Origin of the sequence: Erythrobacter sp. QSSC1-22B (assembly GCF_001678665.1) — a bacterium.
Classification (GTDB): Bacteria; Pseudomonadota; Alphaproteobacteria; order Sphingomonadales; family Sphingomonadaceae; genus Qipengyuania.
In genome coordinates this window covers 636,647-655,595 of sequence record NZ_LZRP01000001.1, presented here as the reverse complement: position 1 = coordinate 655,595, position 18,949 = coordinate 636,647, and the positions used below count along the sequence as shown (strand labels likewise).

Here is an 18,949-nt window from a genome sequence, read left to right as displayed (position 1 = left end):
GTTGAATGGCGGTCGAATTTATGTCGCTGCTACGTTGCAGGTACCAGGGGGTCTGACCGTGACTCAGTTACAGCCTAGATCCGTCATCGCGCCTTCGACCGGGCTGGCCGAGCGGTTTCGTGCTACCCGGGCGCTGAGCGAGGCACTGGCCGCGCCGCTCTCCGATGCCGATGCCACGATCCAGTCGATGGCCGATGCATCGCCCGCCAAATGGCATCTGGCGCATACCACCTGGTTCTGGGAAACCTTCCTGCTGCGCGAACACGCCGCGGATTATGCGTTGTTCGACGAGCGCTGGGCCTTCATCCACAACTCCTATTACGAGACCGAGGGCGAGCGGATCGCGCGGTTTGCGCGCGGCATGCTTTCGCGCCCTTCTCTCGACGAGGTGCTCGGCTATCGCGCGCATGTCGCCGCCGCGATGGAGGGGCTGCTGGGCGATCCGAAGCACGCCGAACTGATCGCGCTGGGCATCGCGCATGAGCAGCAGCATCAGGAACTGCTGCTGACCGATATCAAGCATGCGCTGTTCCAGAACCCGCTGGGCCCCGCGATGTTTGATGCCGAGCCGATCGGCGAGAGCGAGAGGCCGTTAGCGCCCGCCGACGATCTCTGGCACCGCCATCCTGGCGGGATCGCCCGGATCGGACATCAGGAAGATGGCTTCGCCTTCGACAACGAGGGCCCCGCGCATCGCACGCTGCTCGAACCTTTTGCGCTGGCCAAGCGGCTGGTGAGGAATCGCGAGTGGGAGGCCTTCATCGCCGATGGCGGCTACGACACCGCGACGCTGTGGCTCTCCGATGGCTGGGGCTGGGTGAAGGAGAACCGGGTGTCCGCGCCGCTCTACTGGCGAGATGATGAGCAATTCACGCTGGCCGGCTGGCAGCCCCGCGATCCCGATGCGCCGGTCACGCATATCTCCTATTTCGAGGCCGATGCCTTCGCCAGCTGGGCGGGCGAGCGGCTGCCCACCGAGAGCGAATGGGAAGCGACCGCGCGCGGGCAGGAAGGCGAGGGCGCGGCTCACGACCCCGACGCGGGCAACCAGCTCGATACGGCGTCCCCCATCCAGCCGCGCGGCAGCGAGGGGCTGTTCGGCGATTGCTGGCAGTTCACCCGCTCGGGCTATCTGCCTTACCCCCGGTTCCAGCCCGCGCCGGGCGCGGTGGGCGAATACAACGGCAAGTTTATGAGCGGACAATGCGTACTGAAAGGTGCCAGTTGCGCCACCGCGCGCGGCCATTCGCGCGCCAGCTACCGCAATTTCTTCTACCCCCACCAGCGCTGGCAGTTCACCGGCCTGCGCCTCGCCAGAGATTTGTGATGAAGACCAGCGAAGGAATAACCCTCGTCGATCGCGACGAGGGCGGGATTGATCGCGCGTTTCGCGCCGATGTGCTCGAGGGTCTGCGCGCGGGGCATAAGGCGATCCCGGCGCGCTGGCTCTACGACGATGCCGGGTCGCAATTGTTCGAGGACATCACGCAGGTCCCTGAATACTACCCCACCCGCGCCGAAACCGAAATCCTCTCCGAACGCGCGAGCGAGATCGCCGCCGCGGTCGGTCCGGACCGCGCGGTGGTCGAATTCGGCTCGGGCAGTTCGGTCAAGACCCCGCTGCTGCTCGCGGCGATTGCGCCGTCCTCCTATGTCCCGCTCGACATCGCGGGCGATTTCCTGCGCCAGGCGGCTGCTGAACTCTCGGCGAAGTTTCCCGGGCTACCCGTTTATCCGGTCGAGGCCGATTTCATGGCCGAGGTCACGCTTCCCGCCGATGTGGAGCGCGCTCCGAAGCTGGGGTTCTTCCCCGGTTCAACCATCGGCAATATGGTCGCCTGGACCGCGGTCGAGTTGCTGCGCTCGATGCGGCTTACGCTTCAGGCCGATCACGGGGTCCAGCCGCTGCTGCTGATCGGGATGGATCTGGTCAAGGATACAGCGGTGCTCGAGGCCGCCTATGACGATGCGGGCGGGGTGACGGGTGAGTTCAACCTCAATCTCGCGCGGCGAATCAACCGCGAGCTCGAGGGCACAATACCCGTCGAGAGCCTGCGCCATGTCGCGCGCTGGAACGACGCCTATGCGCGCGTCGAGATGCATCTCGAGGCGATGCACGATATCGAATTCTCGGTCTCGGGGGAAAACTTTGCCATGGCGGGGGGCGAGACGATCCACACCGAAAACAGCCACAAATTCACCCGCCGCAGCGCCGACATGCTCCTCCATGCCGCCGGCTGGTCCCCGTGCAAGCGCTGGCTCGATGGCGAGGAGCGCTTCTCGCTGATCCTCGCCGAGGCGACCGACCCGCGCAAGGCGCCCTGACGCGGTGACCCTGCCATGACCCTCGCGATCATCGGGGCCGGGATGGCCGGTCTTTCCTGCGCCCGGGCGCTGAAGCAGGCGGGTCTCTCGGTCGATATCTTCGACAAGGGTCGCGGGCCGGGAGGGCGGATGTCGACCCGGCGCGTGCAGGTAGAAGCGCGCGAATTGCGTTTCGACCACGGCGCGCAATATTTCACCGCGCGCGACGAACGGTTTCGCGCGGAAGTTGCACGATGGCGCGATGCGGGCAGGGTGGCGCCCTGGCCCGCAGCGGGCGCCGAGGCATTGGTTGGCGTTCCCGGAATGAACGAGCCGGTCCGCGCCATGGCCGAAGGGCTTGATGTCCAATGGGCGACGCGGATCGAGCGACTGGAGCGGCGTGCAGGCGAATGGGTGCTGCATGGCGCGGAAGGCGCGCACTCGGGCTATACCCACGTTGCGATCGCCGTACCGGCCGAGCAGGCGGGGCCGCTGGTGGCGCCCTTCTCGCCCAATTTTGCCGATCGTGCCGAGCGAACGACATCGGAGCCATGCTGGACGGTGATGGCCTGTTTTGCGCAAACCCTGCCGCTCGCCGATACGATCACGACGGGCGATGCGGTGGCATGGGCGGCGCGCGATGGCGCCAAGCCGGGGCGCAGCGGCAGCGAAAGCTGGGTTCTCCAGGCTTCTCCCGACTGGACGCGCGACCATCTGGACCTTCGGGCCGAGCAGGTTGCCGAGCAACTCCTCGCAGTCTTCTGCGCCGAGAACGCAGTCGAGCCGGCGCGCCCGATCTATCTCGCCGCGCATCGCTGGCTTTATGCCAAGGCGCAGCCGGTTGCGGGCGAACCCGCGCTGTGGGACGCTGCGCTCGGTCTCGGCCTTGCGGGCGACTGGCTGCTTGCTCCGAGAGTCGAAAGCGCATGGATTTCCGGGCGCGAACTGGCCGATCGCGTGATCGCCGAATCCAGCTGAGCGCCTCCCCCGTCGCGGCAAACCGCTGCGGTTCATGGACCCGCAGGGGTCGCGTTCCTATATCGCGGTGATGGACTTCGCCCCAGCCTTCGATGCGATCGCCGATATCGTGCGCTCGATCCCTCGCTTTGACCTGCTGATTGCCGCCATCGTCGCGATGGTAGGCGGCTGGATCGGGGCCGTCATGGTGCATCGCCGGGTTCCCGCCGGGCGCGTGGTTCGCACGCTGAGTACGCTGGCGCTGGGTGCGATCCTGATCACCGTGGTGCTCCAGCTCTCGCGCTTCGATTCGCGCATCGATCTGGCGGTACCGCAACTGGGCCTGCCGTCGCAGGTGGTCGAGGGCGGCGAAACGCGGATCCCGGTTTCGCCAGACGGGCACTACTGGCTGGAGGCCCAGCTCAACGGCGTGCCCGCAAATTTTCTCGTCGATACCGGCGCCACGGTAACCGCGGTCTCGCAAGAAGTGGCCGATCGTGCCGGCCTCGCCGCGCGCACCGGCGGTATTCCTGTACGGATCACCACCGCGAATGGCGCGATCAACGCGCAGATATCCACCGCCGACACGCTGAGCTTCGGCAATGTCGAGGCCAGCGGTATCGATGTCATTATCGTCCCCAATCTCGGGCAGACCAATGTTCTTGGCATGAATGTCCTATCGCGGCTCTCTGGCTGGCGGGTCGAGGACCGGACGCTGATCCTCGTGCCCGCGCAGGCGGATCTCAGCGAGTAGACTGCTCTTGTTGCCGGGGCCCGGCGCTGCCACTCTCTTCCGCATGATTCGCGAACCATTCGTCCCCACCGAGGGCATTCACAATTTCCGCGATTACGGCGGCTGGCAGGTGTCGGGCGGCGGACATGTCCGCAGCGGGCTGCTCTACCGCTCGGGCCAGCATGTCGGCGCGAGCGATGCCGATCTCGCCGCCATCGACGCGCTCGATATCCGCACCGTGATCGACCTGCGCGGCACTTCGGAGCGCGAGCGCAACCCCTGCCGTCGCGGCGAAGGCTTTGCCGCAGAGGTGATCGCGCATGATGGCGAGACCAGTTCCAGCCCGCCGCATATGGATGTCGATGCCGACACCACCACCGCCCAGTTCGCGCGCCAGCGGATGATCGCGGTCTACACCCGTATGCCGCGCAATCCGGCGATGATCGCGATGTTCGGTCGCTATTTCCGCGCGCTCGACCAGCGCGATGGTGCCAGCCTGGTGCATTGCTTCGCGGGCAAGGACCGCACCGGTGTGGCGGCCATGCTGCTGCTCCATGTCTTGGGCGCCAGCGAGGAGGATCAGCTGGCCGAATTCCTCCGCACCAATCAGGCTCCGACCATTTCGGTGCTGCGCGAACAATCGGTCCCCGGGATCGAGCAGCGGCTGGGTCGCAAGCTGGAAGAGGATGCGATCCGCGCGCTGCTCGAGGTGCACGAGGACTATCTTGCAACATACCGCAAGGAGGTGGCGCGCGACCACGGTTCGCTCGATGCCTATCTCGAGACGGTGATAGGTGTGGACGAGCCGATGCGCGAGCGGCTCCACACGCGGCTGGTGGCGTGACAGCGGCGCATCCGCTCCCCATATAGCCACTTCAACGATCCATTTTCCCCGAGAGACTTTCCATGGCTACCCATCGCACCAAACTGCTCATCATCGGCTCCGGCCCCGCGGGCTATTCCGCCGCCATCTATGGCGCGCGCGCGATGATGGAGCCGATCGTGGTGCAGGGCCTCCAGCCCGGCGGCCAGCTCACGATCACCACCGATGTCGAGAACTATCCCGGCTTTCGCGACGTGGTGCAGGGCCCGTGGCTGATGGAGGAGATGCAGGCGCAGGCGGAGCATGTCGGCACACGGATGATGTGGGACACCATCGTCGAGGTCGATCTGGCGGGTGGCTCGCCGTTCCGCGCGGTGGGCGACAGCGGCGACGAATATATCGGCGATGCGCTGGTTATCGCTACCGGGGCGCAGGCCAAATGGCTGGGCGCGCCGGGCGAACAGGAGCTGGGGGGCAAGGGCGTCTCGGCCTGCGCCACCTGCGACGGGTTCTTCTACCGCGGCAAGAAGGTCGCGGTCATTGGCGGCGGCAACACCGCGGTCGAGGAAGCGCTCTACCTCACCAATCATTCCGACGACGTCACGCTGATCCACCGCCGCGATTCGCTGCGCGCCGAAAAGATCCTCCAGGAGCGTCTGCTCAACCACCCCAAGATCTCGGTGCTGTGGAACAAGGCGGTCGACAGTTTCGCGGGCGATCCGCTCGCGGGCGGGCTGACCCATCTCAATCTGCGCGACACCGTCGATGGCTCTGCAAGCGAGCTCAAGGCCGACGGAGCCTTCGTCGCGATCGGCCATTCGCCCGCCACCGAACTGTTCAAGGGCAAGCTGGAGATGGACGATGGCGGTTATCTGCTGGTCGAAGCGGGCACGCCCAAGACCGCGATCCCCGGGGTCTTCGCGGCTGGCGATGTGACCGATCACGTCTATCGCCAGGCGGTGACCGCCGCGGGCATGGGCTGCATGGCCGCGCTGGATGCCGAACGCTTTCTCGCGAACCTCGAGATCGACACCGACGGCCACGCCCACGCTCCCGCCGAAGCTCCAGAGCGCGAAGCGGCGGAGTGACCTTTTAGCGGCGTGACCGGCTAGAAGTGGATGTCGAAGGCCCAGATGGCGGCGTGGAAAACGAGCGCGAGCAGCACGAGGCTCGATAGAGCGAACAGCGCGAAGCGCACCGCCACCGCGTTAACCGTCGCCTGCACCAGCGAATGTAGCACCCTGAGGCCGACATAGGCCCAGGCCAGCCAGGCGTTGAACCCGTCGCCCCAGCCCACCATCGCGAGCACCAGACAGACCGCGTAGAACACGGTCGGCTGCTCGTGCAGATGGTTGTAATTGTGTGCCTTCCACTGGATCTGCGCCGGCAGGCGCTCGTCGAGCACGCCGATCTGGCGCGCGTCGTTGGGCGCGAGCCCGGCCTTGGTCATCGCGGGCAGGCGGGTGGCGTACATCCATACCCACATGACCATGGTCCAGGCCAGCAGCACGACCACCGGCTGGAGGATGGCGGACTCGTTCATCGCACTCTCCCTTGATTGGGCCTCGATCAGGCCATCGATTGGGCGCCCCGTTGGGCCCTCAGCTAGGCGCCAGGCCGGGGTCGAACAGCAGCGTCGCCATCAACGCGCGCACCGCCAGCACGATCAGCGCAAAGGTCGAGAGCATGAAGAACGCGAAACGGATCTTCACCACATTCACCGTCGCTTGATAGACCGAGTGGACGATCCGCAGCGCGACATAGATCCACGCCATCAGCACATCCAGCGCGCCTGCGCCCATGATCGCCAGGATCAGCGCGGTGGCGTAGAAGATGGTCGGCTGCTCCATCAGGTGCACGTAATTGTGCGCCTTCCAGTTGACCTTGTCGGGGATCACACCCTCGAGGTTCTGGCCGCGACCGCCGGGCTTGGCGTCTTTCAACCCGCCGCCAAGGCCCTTCATCGCGGGCAGACGAGTGAACGCCATCCAGAACAGCATCACGAGCGTCCAGAGCACCAGCACGGCGGCCGGTGCGAGCATTTGAGCCTGCATTCAATATTCTCCCTGTTGCGCGCGAATCTAGGCGGCAACGGGCGATTGTCAAACGCGCGATTGGGGCGCGCCGGTCCGGGTTATAGTCGCGGCATAGCTGGCGGCGTCGGTGTTGCCGCCGGTGAGCATGATCACGCTGCGCTCGTCGAGCGCAACCTTGCCCGCCAGCGCCGCCGCCAGCGCCGCGGCGCCGCCCGGCTCGATCACCAGCCGCAGCGTCGAAAAGGCGAAGCGCTGCGCGGCGCGGACCTCCTCGTCGGTCACGGTGACGCCGGGCTCGGCGCGGTCCCGCAGCACCGCCAGATTGATCGGCTTGGTGGCATCGGGCTGGAGCGCATCGCAGATCGTCGCCGGCGGATTGGCGCCGACCGACACGATTTCGCCGCTGGCGAGCGCTTGTCCGACCATATCCCAGCCCTCGGGCTCGACCGGCACCACCGCGCTGGTCGGGCAGGCCAGTGCCAACCCAGCCGCCAGCCCGCCGCCGCCGCAGCAGACCACGATCCGCGAGGGTTCGCCGCCCAGCTGCGCGGCAATCTCGATCCCGGCGCTGCCCTGGCCTTCGATCACCCAGGGGTCGCCAAAGGCATGGACCAGCACCGCGCCGCGCCGTTCGACCTCGCGCGCGGCGACCGCATCGCGATCCTCGCCGGGGCGGTCGTAGAGCACGATCTCGGCGCCCAGCGCCCTTGTCGCCTCGAGCTTCACCTTGGGCGCGTTGCGCGGCATCACGATGGTCGCCGGTATCCCCAGCCGCCGCGCCGCCCAGGCGACGCCTTGGGCATGATTGCCGCTTGAGACCGCGACCACGCCAAGCTCGCGCTCCGCAGGCGTCAGGTTCGACAATCGCCACCAGCCGCCGCGAATCTTGAACGCGCCCACCGGCTGCAGCGTCTCGGCCTTCACATGGCAGCGCACGCCGCCGATCTCGACCGGGAGCAGCGGGGTGGGGGGCAGGATCGCGGCGATGCTCTGTGCAGCGGCAATGACACCCTCGCGGGTCGGGATGCGGATGGTTTCTCGGATCATGTTGCGGGGCTAGCGCATTTCCCTATGTGAGCAAGTATCACACCGGCCCCGCGAGCGCGCCGGTCGGGCAAGCAATGGAGTTACTATGTCGACAGTTCTGGTCATCGGCGCGGGCGGCGTCAGTTCGGTGTGCGTGCACAAGATGGCGATGAATGCGGATATCTTCGCGGACATCCATCTCGCCAGCCGCACGAAGTCGAAATGCGATTCCATTGCGAAGAGCGTGAAGGAACGCACCGGGCAGGACATCGCCACCTACGAGATCGACGCCGAGGAAGTCCCGGCAATGGTCAATCTGATCCGCAAGATACAGCCCAGCCTAGTTGTCAATCTGGCGCTGCCCTATCAGGACCTGCCGATCATGGACGCATGCTTGGAGGCCGGGGTCCATTATCTCGATACCGCTAATTACGAGCCCAAGGACGAGGCCAAGTTCGAATACAAATGGCAATGGGCCTATCACGACCGCTTCAAGGAAGCGGGGATCATGGCGCTGCTCGGCTCGGGTTTCGATCCGGGCGTCACCAGCGTTTTCACCATGTGGCTCAAGAAGCACAAGCTCAAGACCATCCGCCAGCTCGACATTCTCGACTGCAATGGCGGCGACCACGGCCAGCATTTTGCCACCAATTTCAATCCGGAAATCAACATCCGTGAAATCACCGCGCCCGCGCGCCACTGGGAAAACGGTGCTTTTGTAGAGACCCCCGCGCTGGCCAAGAAGGTCGAATTCGACTTCGAGGCGGTCGGCCCCAAGAACATGTACATGATGTATCACGAGGAGCTCGAAAGCCTTGCGCGCTTCGTTCCCGAACTCGAGCGCGCGCGCTTCTGGATGACCTTTGGCGACCAGTACATCACCCATCTCACCGTGCTGCAGAATGTCGGCATGACCAGCATCGAGCCGGTAAAGTACCAGGGTCGCGATATTGTCCCGCTGCAATTCCTCGCTGCCGTGCTGCCCAAGCCGGAATCGCTGGGCGAGACCACCAAGGGCAAGACCAATATCGGCGTGATCGCCACCGGTGAGGCGCTCGACGGTTCTGGCGAGAAGACCTTCTATATCAACAATATCTGCGATCACGAGGACGCTTATGCCGAAACCGGCAACCAGGCGGTTTCCTATACTACCGGCGTGCCTGCGATGATCGGCAGCGCGATGGTGCTGCAGGGGGCGTGGAAGGGTGAGGGCGTGTTCAACATCGAGGAATTCGATCCCGACCCCTTTATGGACATGCTCAACGCCCACGGCCTGCCGTGGAATGTGGCCGAGCTGGATGGGCCGGTGGATTTTTAATGGTCTGGGAAAGTTGGTATTGGAAGTTGCGCCTCAAAGGCCTGATCGCTGAGATTGAAACTTTGGCGGACCAACCTGATGCTTCTGATCTCGACATCTCAAATCTAGAAATCGCTGTTTTTACAGGCTTCTTTCTGACGCGAAAATTGATCGAGGCCGAAACGAAGATTTCTTTCAAAACTGAGAATCAAAGGGTTCTGTGTCAGACCTCCGGCAAGAAGCCGGATGCCCCACTCGTTGACGTGATGAATCGCTTTGATACGCATAAACTCTATGACCTTGACGGCTTCGTTAAGTCGCACATTTCTTTGAAGAAGGTCTGTAACATCTTCGTCCACAGCGTCTTTTTGTGGATGGTTTACGATGTAGAGGAATATTCCGAAGGAGAGGGTGTGGTCGTTGGAGTTCACCTAACCTCGAGTTACGACAAACAAAAATCCATCTACTGGATCAAAACATCTGAGATATTGAGAGTATTTAATTCTGTAGTTGCCGATTCATTGGATAAGCTCGATATGGATCGTGATCCTGAAACTCGCGAGATGAAAGTGCGCAAGGCGTAATGGAAACCAAAGCCGGTGATCCGGGCGCCTTCGCGCAATTCGATCTCTCCCGCGTCGACAGCCCTGCCTTCGTGGTCGATGCCGCCAAGCTGCGCGCCAATTGCCAAGTGCTCGCCGATATTCGCGACGCCGCCGACATCAAGGTATTGTCCGCACTCAAGGCGTTCTCGATGTGGTCGGTCGCGCCGCTGATCGGCGAATATCTCGACGGGGTCTGCGCCTCGGGCCTGTGGGAAGCCCGGCTGGCGGGCGAGTTCTACGATGGCGAGATCGCCACCTATTGCGCCGCCTACAAGCCCGAGGATCTCGAGGAGATCTGCCGGTTGTCGGATCACCTGATCTTCAACTCGCCCGCGCAGATGCGCCGCGCCGCGCTGATCCTCGAACAGGGCCGCGCGACAGGCGGCGATTTCGATGTCGGGCTGCGGATCAACCCGCAGGTCCCCACCGGCGAGGTGCCCCGCTACGATCCCTCCAGCCCCGGCTCGCGGCTCGGCTTCCCGCTCGACCAGCTTACGCCCGAAATTATGGAAGGGGTCGAGGGGATACACTTCCACAATCTGTGCGAGCAGGATTTCACGCCTCTCGCGCAGACCTGGGATCGGGTGTTCGATGCGATCGAGCCGTATTTCGGCCAGCTCAAATGGATCAACATGGGCGGCGGGCACCACATCACCCGCGCCGACTACCAGCGCGATGAGCTGATCGAATTCCTCCGTGATGCCAAGGAGGACACCGGCGCCGAGATATATCTCGAACCGGGCGAGGCGGTCGCGCTTGATGCCGGCATTCTGGTGGGCACCATTCTCGACACCGGGGCCAATGAGGTGCCCTTCGCGATCACCGATATTTCCGCCACCTGCCATATGCCCGATGTGATCGAGGCGCCCTATCGCCCGGCCATGCTGGGCGAGCTCGCAGGCGGTGAGGGCAGTGCGATTCGCCTCGGCGGGCCGTCCTGCCTCGCGGGCGATGTCATCGGCGATTATCGCCTGCCGGTCCCCGCCGAGCCGGGCCAGCGGATCGCCTTTCTCGACCAGGCGCATTATTCGATGGTCAAGACCAACACCTTCAACGGCGTTCCACTGCCGTCGATCTGGTTGTGGGACAGCGAAAGCGATGCGCTCGAACTGGTGAAAAGCTTCGGCTACGAGGATTTCCGCAACCGGCTTTCGTGAGCTCGCCCTGCGCCATAAACCGCACCTCGGCGGGGGAAATTTCCTTGCTTTTGCAGCGGCAGGCCTTACATGCGCTCTCCCGCTGCCGGAGCCCCTTCAACAAGGGCGGGACTGACGACCGCTAGGCAGCCCTTGTCACGCATCGAACCGTTTTGGGGGTCCCTTGAATTGCACACCTTTCCCGACGCCCGGTCCGTAGTTCGCGCTCTAGCGCCCGACGAACCCGTTATTCTGAACCGTCCGCACGCAGCCACGCGCGCGGCGCGCTTCTTCGTCGAGAAATTTCCCGGCAAATCGCTCTACGCGGTGAAGGCCAATCCTTCGCCCGATCTGCTGCGCGTGCTGTGGAACGCCGGAGTAACGCATTACGACGTCGCCTCGATCGCCGAGGTGCGGCTGGTGCGCGGGATCCTGCCCGAAGCGGTGCTGTGCTTCATGCACCCGATCAAGGCCCCCAGCGCCATCCGCGAGGCCTATCGCGTTCATGGGGTGAAGACCTTCAGCCTCGACAGCGTCGAGGAACTCGAGAAGATCGTCGCCGCCTGCACCGATGATGCGGGCGAAGCGGCCACCGACCTGCGGCTCTGCGTGCGGCTCAGGGTGTCCTCCGAATTTTCCGAGCTGAGCCTTGCCAGCAAGTTCGGCTGCGATCTCACCGAGGGACCACTGCTGCTCCAGCAGGCGCGCCAGCATGCGGACTGGCTGGGTGTGTGTTTCCACGTCGGCAGTCAGGCGATGAGCCCGTTCGCCTTTGTCCAGGCGCTCGATCGCACCCGCGCGGCGATCGCCGAGGCATCGGTGGTGATCGACATGATCGATGTCGGCGGCGGGTTTCCCAGCGTCTATCCCGGGCTCGAGCCGCCACCGCTCGAGGATTATTTCACTATCATCCACCAGCATTTCTACGCGCTGCCGATCGCTTATAACGCCGAGCTGTGGTGCGAGCCGGGCCGCGCATTGTGCGCGGAATATTCCTCGCTGGTGGTCAAGGTCGAGAAGCGCCGCGGCGAGGAACTCTACATCAACGACGGTGCCTATGGTGCGCTCTTCGATGCCGCGCATGTCGACTGGAAATTCCCCGTCCGCGCGCTGGAAGACGACCTGATCAAGCCCGCAGCGGATTTCGCCTTCTACGGCCCGACCTGCGACGATGCCGACTACATGCCCGGCCCCTTTGCGTTGCCCGAGGACATTCAGGCTGGCGACTATATCGAGATCGGGATGCTGGGTGCCTATGGCGCGGCGATGAAGACCGATTTCAACGGCTTCGGCGCGACCCAGAGCCTGATCGTCGAGGACGAGCCGATGGCCAGCCTCTACGACGGCAGCCGTGTCCGCAAGGTCAGCGATAACGTGGTAAGCCTGCGTTAAAGCGTTAAAGCCCGCTAAAAGGGTTACAGTGCGGCGCCCGGGTCGGCTGACTTCCTATGATGCTCGCACCGCAATTTTTGTGACGAAACCAATGGCGCAAGCGCCCGAAAGACATGTGCGGTGAGAACTCCGAGGCGTAGCGGCCTCACCATCGCAGGAATCGCAGTGGTCACGGCTTTGGCCGCGTCGCCGCTGCTTGCCTCCACTCCGGGTGGGCTGGATGCGCTGCGCGAATACAATCTGGTCGTCTTCAAAGACCTCGATTCGATATCCGAAGTCGAGGGGCGGCCTTTCGTCGGAGGGGATCTCAATGGTTCCTCGTCCAATTACAATATCGGCAACGCGCCTGCATCGACGAATGGCTCGCCCCAGACGGTGAACGTCGGCGGTTCGATTGCGACACCAACGTCAACCAGAACACCGTCAATAGCGGTCTTGCCGCATCGGACCCGCAGTTTCTGGTCAACCTGAAACAGGACGCGAGCTTCCTCGAAACCAGCCTCGGCAATCTGTCGCGCGATCTGGGCGGACTGGGGACGACCAGCGAATTCGTGAAGCAGGGCAATCGCGGCATTTTCAACGCCACTCCGGGTGCCGACGGCACGGCGGTGTTCAACATCACTTCGGCCGATCTGAACTCGATCGGTGAAATCCAGTTTGCCAAGAACGGCGCCGAAACCGTGATCGTGAACGTGAGCGGCAGCGACATCCTTCTCAACGACGATTTCCTCGGCAATTCAGCCAAGCTGGGCGAAAGTGTGATCTGGAACTTCCCGGATGCGGAAAAGCTCAGTGCGACCACCGCATGGCGCGGTTCGGTTCTCGCTCCGAACGCCGCTGCGACCACCGGCAATTTCATCGAGGACTCCGCGGTCTTCTCCTCGCTGACCCAACGCGGCGAGTTCCACCTCGGCACGTTCAACTCGAGCTATCAGCCACCCAGCAGCTCGAGCTCGAGCTCAAGTTCCGGTGGTTCATCGTCCAGCGGGGGTACCGAGGTGCCGGCACCGGGGATTCTTCGGCGCCCAGTCCAGCCCGCCGTCGTGCGCGGTGGCGATACGGCGGGCGTGGAATTGGGCGCCCATGGCGTAATTTCAAAGGCTTCGGAACGATAAACGGCGACATTCGCTGTTGAAATGCGCACGTCCGCGCTAGCAACAGGAGTATTATTGTGGCCGAAATCCCGGTGGAAAAGAAATCGTCGATGACCTGGCTCTGGGTTCTGTTGGCTCTCGTCCTCGCGGCTCTGCTGATCTGGTGGTTCGCGGCTGGCGATGATGACGTCGACCCTGTCGTTGATGATACGTCCGAGACCGAATTGGTCGCGACCGAGACCCCGATCGCTGCAGATGCGATGCCGCTGACGCTGGCCGCCGTCGTGGCTCAGCCCCAGGACTACATCGGACAGGAGTTCTCTGGCGAAGTCGGCGTCGATGGCCCGCTGACCGATCGCGGCTTCTGGATCGAGAGCGACGGCGCACGGATGTTCGCGCTGATCATCGATGAACCCATGGAAGTCCCGCTGGACATCAATGCCGGTCAGACGCTGCAGATTTCGGGTGGCACGATCCGCGCCGGCGGCGAGGTGACCGAAGTGGAGGGTGCTCCCCTCGACGACGATACCCGCTCAGTGATCGCCGATCAGGAAGTATTCCTGATCGTGGACGAAGCGCGCATCGAGATTCTCGAACGCAGCTAATTTATTTCCAGAAAGGAATTTCCCATGCAGAACGATGATCGTTTCGGAAAACTTGAGGCGCTGGACGCCTGGCAACTCGTCGATGACGAGCAGGATATCAGGGGTCGTGAGGTCGTTTCGACAACCGGTGCAGCCTACGGGCGGATCGAAGACTTGTTGGTGGACAAGGACAAGGAACACGTCGCGGCCGTCAAGCTGAGCGATGGACGGCTCGTGGCCGTCGACAATCTCGAGATCCGCGCTGACGACGTCGTCTATCACGACGATCTCGCGGCATCTCGAGTCCACTATACCAAGGTCCGCGCCCGCTAGCCCGGTCCTGCCACGTATAGGTGACGAAGCTGAGGCAACGTTCCGGAAGGGGCGTTGCCTCAGTCATTTCGGCTATCGTACCGGCCTGTCTCTCCACTGGCGCACTGAAATGGGCCAGTCATGGCAAACGTACTCCAGTCGGATGTGCACCTGAACGATGCACGGTCCGGTCAGCCGTACTGCGCGCGGTGCTTGTCCAGCACCGGCTTCACGCGGGCGAGGGCCGCGCCGATGCGTTCGGGAAATTCTTCGGGCCCAAGTTCCAGTACGCCATCATGCGCGGTCGCGATGCGGCGGGCATTGGCCCAGTCGATCCCTAGCCCGATCGCCCATTCGCGAAACGCATCCGCAGCGCCTGCTTCGGGGTAGAGCGCTTTCGCCAGCGTCGGGTGGAAGGAAAAGCGCCGGTTTATCGGTAGCAGGCTGAAGGGGAATCCCTTGTCGAGATAGACGAAGGTATCATCGATATGGATCGTGCCGGAATGCTTGTGCAGCGCCAGTACGGAGGCGAAATGCACCGCCTCGTCCTCGCAGACCAGCGGCATCCCGCGCGGCACCGAAAACGCGAAGTCCTCGGCGAACAACTCGGCCAGCGCATCCTTTTCGCAGGCGACCTCGTCCCATGGCAGATGCGGCAGCTGCGAGCGATGCCGCGCCGTTCCGTAGAGCGTCGCATCGGGATAGGCCTGGTGCATCCATTCGCAGTGCAGCGTGTGGAACGGGTGCAGGTTGAGGATTGCATCCACCAACTTTCCGCCATCGGTGAGCGCGTCGATCTGCGTCTTGATACCGTCGGGCAGGGTGTAGCTGTCGAGGAAGACGAATCGTCCGTTGGCGCGCCGCACCAGCGCGCAATGCGTCCCGATATCGAGCAGGCCGCCGATCTTGAATTCGCCGCGCACGGACCAGAACCCGTCCGCCAGTTCGACCAGTTTCTCGCTCATGCCAAATTCTCCTTCACGCGTATGCTCAGCTGCGGTCGGCGTCGCTCAGTCTATTAGTCCGCAAAGCCTACGAACCGCGCCGCTTCTTCCAGTGGCTTGCGGGTGCTCACCACCGCGTTGGCCGGAAACTCTTCGTCGGGCCAGCCCATCGCCACCGCTTTCATGATCACCTGATCGTCGGGGATGCCCGCATGTTCGCGCACCACCGGGCTTTGCATGATGCCTTGCGAGTTGATGACGCACCCCAGTCCGCGCGACCATGCGGCGTTGACGAGGCAGGTCGTAACCGCGCCGCAATCGAAGGCGGTGTCGTCGCTCTCGGATAGTTCGCGGTCATAGGCGATTATCACGCAGACGGGCGCATCGAACTGGCGGAAGCCGCGCAGCACCCAATCCTGCCGCGCATCCTTGTCGTCGCGTTCGATGCCCATGGCGCCGAACAGCTGCTTGGCGACGCCGATCTGGCGATCGCGGTGGACACCGGCGAAGGGCTGCCCGCGCCGGAACTCGCGGCTGTCGGGCTCGCCCGCGAGAATACGCTCGGTATTGCCCTTGCGGATGCGGTCGAGCGGCTCGCCGGTGATGACGTGCAGATGCCAGGGCTGCGTATTCATCGAGGATGGCGAGCGCGTGGCGAGGGTAAGAACCTCCTCGATCAGTTCGCGCGGAACCGGCTTGTCGAGGTAGCCGCGCGTCGAGCGGCGACCATGCACGATCTCGGCGTATGTCTGCTGCGGGGTCCCGCTCATGCTATCTCCTGCCATTTTGCAGGCGTGTTAGCGCAGCAGCGGGTTTGCGCAAATCCCTTGCGGCTAGGCGGCCTGCGCCAGTTCCATATCCAGCCGCGACCAGATCTCGACCAGCGCGTCGCCGAGCTGGTGCATCATCTCCACCGTATGCGCCGGGCCGGGAGTGAAGCGCAGCCGCTCGGTCCCGCGAGGCACGGTGGGGAAATTGATCGGCTGCACATAGACGCCGTACTCGGCCAGCAGGATGTCGCTGATCTTCTTGGCGCGCACCGGATCGCCAACCATCAGCGGAACGATATGCGTAGTCGAGAGCAGCACCGGAAGCCCGCGTTCGTGGAGGATCGCTTTGAGCATCGCGGCATTGGCCTGCTGCGCGTCGCGCTCCTCGCTCGAACCCTTGAGGTGCTTGACCGCTGCCAGCACGCCCGCGACCAGCACGGGGCTGAGCGAAGTGGTGAAGATGAAGCCGGGGGCATAGGAGCGGATGCAGTCGATGATCCGGTTGTCGGCCGCGATATAGCCGCCCATTACCCCGAAAGCCTTGCCCAGCGTGCCCTCGATGATGTCGATCCGGTGGGCGGCTCCGTCGCGCTCGGTGATACCGCCGCCGCGCGCGCCGTACATGCCCACCGCGTGGACTTCGTCGACATAGGTCAGCGCGTTGTATTCCTCGGCGAGGTCGCAGATCGCGTGGACCGGGGCGACATCGCCATCCATCGAATAGACGCTCTCGAAGGCAATCAGCTTGGGTGTGGCCTCATCCTCGGCGGCGAGAAGCTCTTCGAGATGCTCGAGGTCGTTGTGGCGGAAGACCCGCTTCTCGCAGCCCGAATTGCGGATGCCGGCGATCATGCTGGCATGATTGAGTTCGTCGGAAAAGATCACGCAGCCCGGCAGCAGCTTGGCGAGCGTCGACAGCGTCGCGTCGTTGGAAACATAGCCGCTGGTGAACAGCAGCGCGCCTTCCTTGTCGTGCAGATCGGCGAGCTCGTGCTCGAGCTCGATGTGGAAATGGGTGTTGCCGCCGATGTTGCGGGTGCCGCCCGAACCGGCGCCGACATCGTGCAGCGCGGATTCCATCGCCTCGATCACCTTGGGGTGCTGGCCCATCGCGAGATAGTCGTTGGAGCACCACACGGTGATCGGCTTGGGACCATTGTGACCGTGGAAGCAGCGCGCGTTGGGGTAGGATCCCTTGTTGCGCATGATGTCGATGAACACGCGATATCGGCCCTCGGAATGGAGCCGGTCGATTGCCTGGTCGAATACCTGTCCGTAGTTCACGCGTCACCGCCTGGTCGCGCCGCCCGAGGCGGCCATCTGGAGCGCCGATTTAGGGAGAAACCGGGGCATTTGCCACCGCGATCTTTGCGAATGACTCGCAAGGTTTCAGAAGCGCTCGAGCCGGGTGATCTTCTGCGCCGCGAAGGCCGGAGCCAGTGCCTTGAAATCCGCAAGGTCGCCGGTGGTGACAGCGAAATCGGAACGGCTGCGTTCGAAGGCCTGACCCTGCGTCAGCGCCACGATCCGCCGGGCGATTCCTTCGGAGCCGTCGAGAAAGGTGATGCTCTCTCCGAACGCGGCGCGCAATTCGTCTGTCAGCAGCGGGAAATGGGTGCAGGCGAGCACCACCGTGTCGATTGTGTCGCCGCCCTGCTGGAGCACCAGGCCCTTGGTCTCCCGCGCCACCGCATCGACCGACACGCTCTCGCCGCGCAGCTTGGCCTCGGCCAGCGCGACCAGCCCGTTGGCACCGTGGCGCAGCAGCACCTTGCCTTGCGCGAAATCGCGCTCGAGCTCGTCGACATAGGCCTGGCGCATGGTCGCCTCGGTGCCGAGCAGGCCGAAGGTGCCGGACTTTGTGAGCGCAGCGGCTGGCTTGATCGCGGGCACGGTGCCGACGATCGGAGTCTCGAGCACCTCGCGGACCATCCCCAGAGCGATCGTACTGGCGGTGTTGCACGCCAGGCAGATCAGCCGCGGCTGGTAGCGTTCGGCCATCCGCCCGAGCAGGCCCGCAACCCGCGCGGCAACCTCGGCCTCGCTCTTGGCGCCATAGGGCAGCCCGGCCATGTCGGCGGCGTAGATCACCGGCGCTTGCGGCAGCAGGAGGCGCAATTGCGCCAGCACCGTCAGCCCGCCGATGCCGGAATCGAACACCAGTATCGGGGTATGTGGCTCGGATCTGTCCAATTGAGTTCGTCCTGAGCTTGTCGAAGGGGCGCTGCTTCCGGTAGGTGCGCTAGGGCAAAGGGCGGGGCTTGGACAGGCTCGCCCGCACCAATTGTGGGGAATCGCGCAAACATGGGTACCGAGTTCACGATCTCTACGCTGTGGGCAGCGCTGCTCGGCTATGGGCTGGGCTCGATTCCTTTCGGGCTGATTCTCGCAAAGCTGGCGGGCAAGGGGGACATTCGCCAGATCGGCAGCGGCAATATCGGCGCGACCAATGTGCTGCGCACCGGCAGCAAGGGGCTGGCGGCGGCGGTGCTATTGCTCGACCTCGCCAAGGGGTTCCTGCCGGTGTTTCTCGCCTGGCGGCTGTTCGACCAGCCCGAGGCGATGCCGGGCGCTGCCTGGGGCCCCGTTCCGGCCGCCGCGCTCGGAGCAGTGGTGGGGCACTGCTTTCCCGTCTGGCTGGGCTTCAAGGGCGGCAAGGGCGTCGCCACCAATGCCGGGGTGAGCCTCGGCATCGCCTGGCCGATCGGGCTGGCCTATGCGCTGGTCTGGCTGGCGGTGCTGGCGGCTTCGCGGATCAGCTCGCTCGCCGGAATGTGCGCGGTGGTCGCTGCGGCACTGGCGGCGGCGCTGCTTGGCTATCCGGTATTCATTCCCGTCCTGGCGCTGATCGCGCTGCTGGTGATCTGGCTCCACCGCGCCAATCTCGTGCGGCTGGCGGCGGGCACCGAGCCCCGGCTGGGGCGCAAGGGGTGACA

20 protein-coding genes and 1 pseudogene are annotated in these 18,949 nt (G+C 64.0%); 14 read left to right on the top strand and 7 right to left on the bottom strand.

The features are described from left to right. Nucleotides 1–52: 52 nt before the first annotated feature. From egtB to trxB, 6 genes are all read left to right on the top strand, one after another. Entirely contained in the window at nucleotides 53–1,327 is a 1,275-nt protein-coding gene (gene egtB / locus A9995_RS03080; protein WP_233998074.1) for an ergothioneine biosynthesis protein EgtB, read from the top strand. Further along, nucleotides 1,327–2,325: an L-histidine N(alpha)-methyltransferase gene (egtD, locus tag A9995_RS03075; RefSeq protein ID WP_067608951.1), complete on the top strand. Its 999-nt coding sequence runs from the start codon at nucleotides 1,327–1,329 to the stop codon at nucleotides 2,323–2,325. The genes egtB and egtD overlap by 1 nt, the downstream gene beginning before the upstream one ends. Before the next feature lie 15 nt (nucleotides 2,326–2,340). Further along, nucleotides 2,341–3,282 (top strand): NAD(P)/FAD-dependent oxidoreductase, encoded by a 942-nt coding sequence (locus tag A9995_RS03070; RefSeq protein WP_067608949.1) that lies wholly within the window; start codon nucleotides 2,341–2,343, stop codon nucleotides 3,280–3,282. Between the two features lie 70 nt (nucleotides 3,283–3,352). Further along, entirely contained in the window at nucleotides 3,353–4,015 is a 663-nt protein-coding gene (locus A9995_RS03065) for a TIGR02281 family clan AA aspartic protease (RefSeq protein ID WP_067609503.1), read from the top strand. 43 nt (nucleotides 4,016–4,058) lie between these two features. After that, nucleotides 4,059–4,838 (top strand): tyrosine-protein phosphatase, encoded by a 780-nt coding sequence (locus A9995_RS03060; protein WP_067608946.1) that lies wholly within the window; start codon nucleotides 4,059–4,061, stop codon nucleotides 4,836–4,838. A 62-nt stretch (nucleotides 4,839–4,900) separates the two neighbouring features. Further along, nucleotides 4,901–5,905: a thioredoxin-disulfide reductase gene (trxB, locus tag A9995_RS03055; RefSeq protein WP_067608941.1), complete on the top strand. Its 1,005-nt coding sequence runs from the start codon at nucleotides 4,901–4,903 to the stop codon at nucleotides 5,903–5,905. 20 nt (nucleotides 5,906–5,925) lie between these two features. Here the strand turns inward: trxB and A9995_RS03050 are convergent, their stop codons facing one another. Genes A9995_RS03050 through A9995_RS03040 form a run of 3 tightly spaced genes read right to left on the bottom strand, consistent with a single transcriptional unit; the run spans nucleotide 5,926 to nucleotide 7,900 of the window. Further along, nucleotides 5,926–6,360 (bottom strand): MAPEG family protein, encoded by a 435-nt coding sequence (locus A9995_RS03050; RefSeq protein ID WP_067608938.1) that lies wholly within the window; start codon nucleotides 6,358–6,360, stop codon nucleotides 5,926–5,928. Nucleotides 6,361–6,418: 58 nt separating this feature from the next. Continuing rightward, entirely contained in the window at nucleotides 6,419–6,871 is a 453-nt protein-coding gene (locus A9995_RS03045; RefSeq protein ID WP_067608937.1) for an MAPEG family protein, read from the bottom strand. Between the two features lie 48 nt (nucleotides 6,872–6,919). Then, a complete protein-coding gene (locus tag A9995_RS03040; RefSeq protein ID WP_067608935.1) occupies nucleotides 6,920–7,900 on the bottom strand; it encodes a threonine/serine dehydratase in 981 nt (326 codons plus the stop codon). Nucleotides 7,901–7,985: 85 nt separating this feature from the next. On the opposite strand from A9995_RS03040, the gene A9995_RS03035 reads away from it, so the two are divergent. From A9995_RS03035 to A9995_RS03000, 7 genes and pseudogenes are all read left to right on the top strand, one after another. Continuing rightward, the gene (locus tag A9995_RS03035; protein WP_067608931.1) at nucleotides 7,986–9,197 is read left to right on the top strand and encodes a saccharopine dehydrogenase family protein; all 1,212 of its coding nucleotides are present in this window, start codon (nucleotides 7,986–7,988) and stop codon (nucleotides 9,195–9,197) included. Beyond that, a complete protein-coding gene (locus A9995_RS03030) occupies nucleotides 9,197–9,760 on the top strand; it encodes a hypothetical protein (RefSeq protein ID WP_067608928.1) in 564 nt (187 codons plus the stop codon). Before A9995_RS03035 ends, A9995_RS03030 begins: the two co-directional genes overlap by 1 nt. Then, nucleotides 9,760–10,938 carry a carboxynorspermidine decarboxylase gene (locus A9995_RS03025; RefSeq protein WP_067608926.1) on the top strand — a complete coding sequence of 393 codons (1,179 nt, stop codon included), beginning with the start codon at nucleotides 9,760–9,762 and terminating at the stop codon, nucleotides 10,936–10,938. The genes A9995_RS03030 and A9995_RS03025 overlap by 1 nt, the downstream gene beginning before the upstream one ends. A gap of 168 nt (nucleotides 10,939–11,106) precedes the next feature. Beyond that, a complete protein-coding gene (locus A9995_RS03020; RefSeq protein ID WP_067608924.1) occupies nucleotides 11,107–12,309 on the top strand; it encodes a type III PLP-dependent enzyme in 1,203 nt (400 codons plus the stop codon). A 120-nt stretch (nucleotides 12,310–12,429) separates the two neighbouring features. Next, a pseudogene (locus A9995_RS15880) lies at nucleotides 12,430–13,424 on the top strand (choice-of-anchor A family protein). Between the two features lie 56 nt (nucleotides 13,425–13,480). Continuing rightward, nucleotides 13,481–14,008 (top strand): hypothetical protein, encoded by a 528-nt coding sequence (locus A9995_RS03005; protein WP_067608915.1) that lies wholly within the window; start codon nucleotides 13,481–13,483, stop codon nucleotides 14,006–14,008. Nucleotides 14,009–14,032: 24 nt separating this feature from the next. Next, nucleotides 14,033–14,320, top strand: coding sequence for a PRC-barrel domain-containing protein (locus tag A9995_RS03000; RefSeq protein WP_067608911.1), 288 nt, complete (start codon nucleotides 14,033–14,035; stop codon nucleotides 14,318–14,320). A 170-nt stretch (nucleotides 14,321–14,490) separates the two neighbouring features. Here the strand turns inward: A9995_RS03000 and A9995_RS02995 are convergent, their stop codons facing one another. From A9995_RS02995 to murI, 4 genes are all read right to left on the bottom strand, one after another. Beyond that, entirely contained in the window at nucleotides 14,491–15,264 is a 774-nt protein-coding gene (locus A9995_RS02995; protein ID WP_067608908.1) for a hypothetical protein, read from the bottom strand. Between the two features lie 53 nt (nucleotides 15,265–15,317). Next, the gene (locus A9995_RS02990) at nucleotides 15,318–16,013 is read right to left on the bottom strand and encodes a nitroreductase (RefSeq protein ID WP_067608906.1); all 696 of its coding nucleotides are present in this window, start codon (nucleotides 16,011–16,013) and stop codon (nucleotides 15,318–15,320) included. Nucleotides 16,014–16,076: 63 nt separating this feature from the next. Then, on the bottom strand, nucleotides 16,077–17,297 hold the full coding sequence (hemA, locus tag A9995_RS02985) for a 5-aminolevulinate synthase (protein ID WP_067608905.1): 1,221 nt from the start codon (nucleotides 17,295–17,297) through the stop codon (nucleotides 16,077–16,079). 105 nt (nucleotides 17,298–17,402) lie between these two features. Beyond that, nucleotides 17,403–18,206, bottom strand: coding sequence for a glutamate racemase (gene murI, locus A9995_RS02980; RefSeq protein ID WP_067608904.1), 804 nt, complete (start codon nucleotides 18,204–18,206; stop codon nucleotides 17,403–17,405). Nucleotides 18,207–18,317: 111 nt separating this feature from the next. Here murI and plsY point away from each other — a divergent pair, with 111 nt between their 5' ends. Continuing rightward, nucleotides 18,318–18,947 (top strand): glycerol-3-phosphate 1-O-acyltransferase PlsY, encoded by a 630-nt coding sequence (plsY, locus tag A9995_RS02975; protein ID WP_067608901.1) that lies wholly within the window; start codon nucleotides 18,318–18,320, stop codon nucleotides 18,945–18,947. Nucleotides 18,948–18,949: the final 2 nt, after the last annotated feature.

Excerpts from the sequence above, each read along its gene's own strand:
- egtD (WP_067608951.1), top strand. The coding sequence starts at position 1,327 with ATGAAGACCAGCGAAGGAATAACCCTCGTCGATCGCGACGAGGGCGGG.
- A9995_RS03070 (WP_067608949.1), top strand. The coding sequence starts at position 2,341 with ATGACCCTCGCGATCATCGGGGCCGGGATGGCCGGTCTTTCCTGCGCC.
- A9995_RS03065 (WP_067609503.1), top strand. The coding sequence starts at position 3,353 with ATGGACTTCGCCCCAGCCTTCGATGCGATCGCCGATATCGTGCGCTCG.
- A9995_RS03060 (WP_067608946.1), top strand. The coding sequence starts at position 4,059 with ATGATTCGCGAACCATTCGTCCCCACCGAGGGCATTCACAATTTCCGC.
- trxB (WP_067608941.1), top strand. The coding sequence starts at position 4,901 with ATGGCTACCCATCGCACCAAACTGCTCATCATCGGCTCCGGCCCCGCG.
- A9995_RS03050 (WP_067608938.1), bottom strand. The coding sequence starts at position 6,360 with ATGAACGAGTCCGCCATCCTCCAGCCGGTGGTCGTGCTGCTGGCCTGG.
- A9995_RS03045 (WP_067608937.1), bottom strand. The coding sequence starts at position 6,871 with ATGCAGGCTCAAATGCTCGCACCGGCCGCCGTGCTGGTGCTCTGGACG.
- A9995_RS03040 (WP_067608935.1), bottom strand. The coding sequence starts at position 7,900 with ATGATCCGAGAAACCATCCGCATCCCGACCCGCGAGGGTGTCATTGCC.
- A9995_RS03035 (WP_067608931.1), top strand. The coding sequence starts at position 7,986 with ATGTCGACAGTTCTGGTCATCGGCGCGGGCGGCGTCAGTTCGGTGTGC.
- A9995_RS03030 (WP_067608928.1), top strand. The coding sequence starts at position 9,197 with ATGGTCTGGGAAAGTTGGTATTGGAAGTTGCGCCTCAAAGGCCTGATC.
- A9995_RS03025 (WP_067608926.1), top strand. The coding sequence starts at position 9,760 with ATGGAAACCAAAGCCGGTGATCCGGGCGCCTTCGCGCAATTCGATCTC.
- A9995_RS03000 (WP_067608911.1), top strand. The coding sequence starts at position 14,033 with ATGCAGAACGATGATCGTTTCGGAAAACTTGAGGCGCTGGACGCCTGG.
- A9995_RS02995 (WP_067608908.1), bottom strand. The coding sequence starts at position 15,264 with ATGAGCGAGAAACTGGTCGAACTGGCGGACGGGTTCTGGTCCGTGCGC.
- A9995_RS02990 (WP_067608906.1), bottom strand. The coding sequence starts at position 16,013 with ATGAGCGGGACCCCGCAGCAGACATACGCCGAGATCGTGCATGGTCGC.
- plsY (WP_067608901.1), top strand. The coding sequence starts at position 18,318 with ATGGGTACCGAGTTCACGATCTCTACGCTGTGGGCAGCGCTGCTCGGC.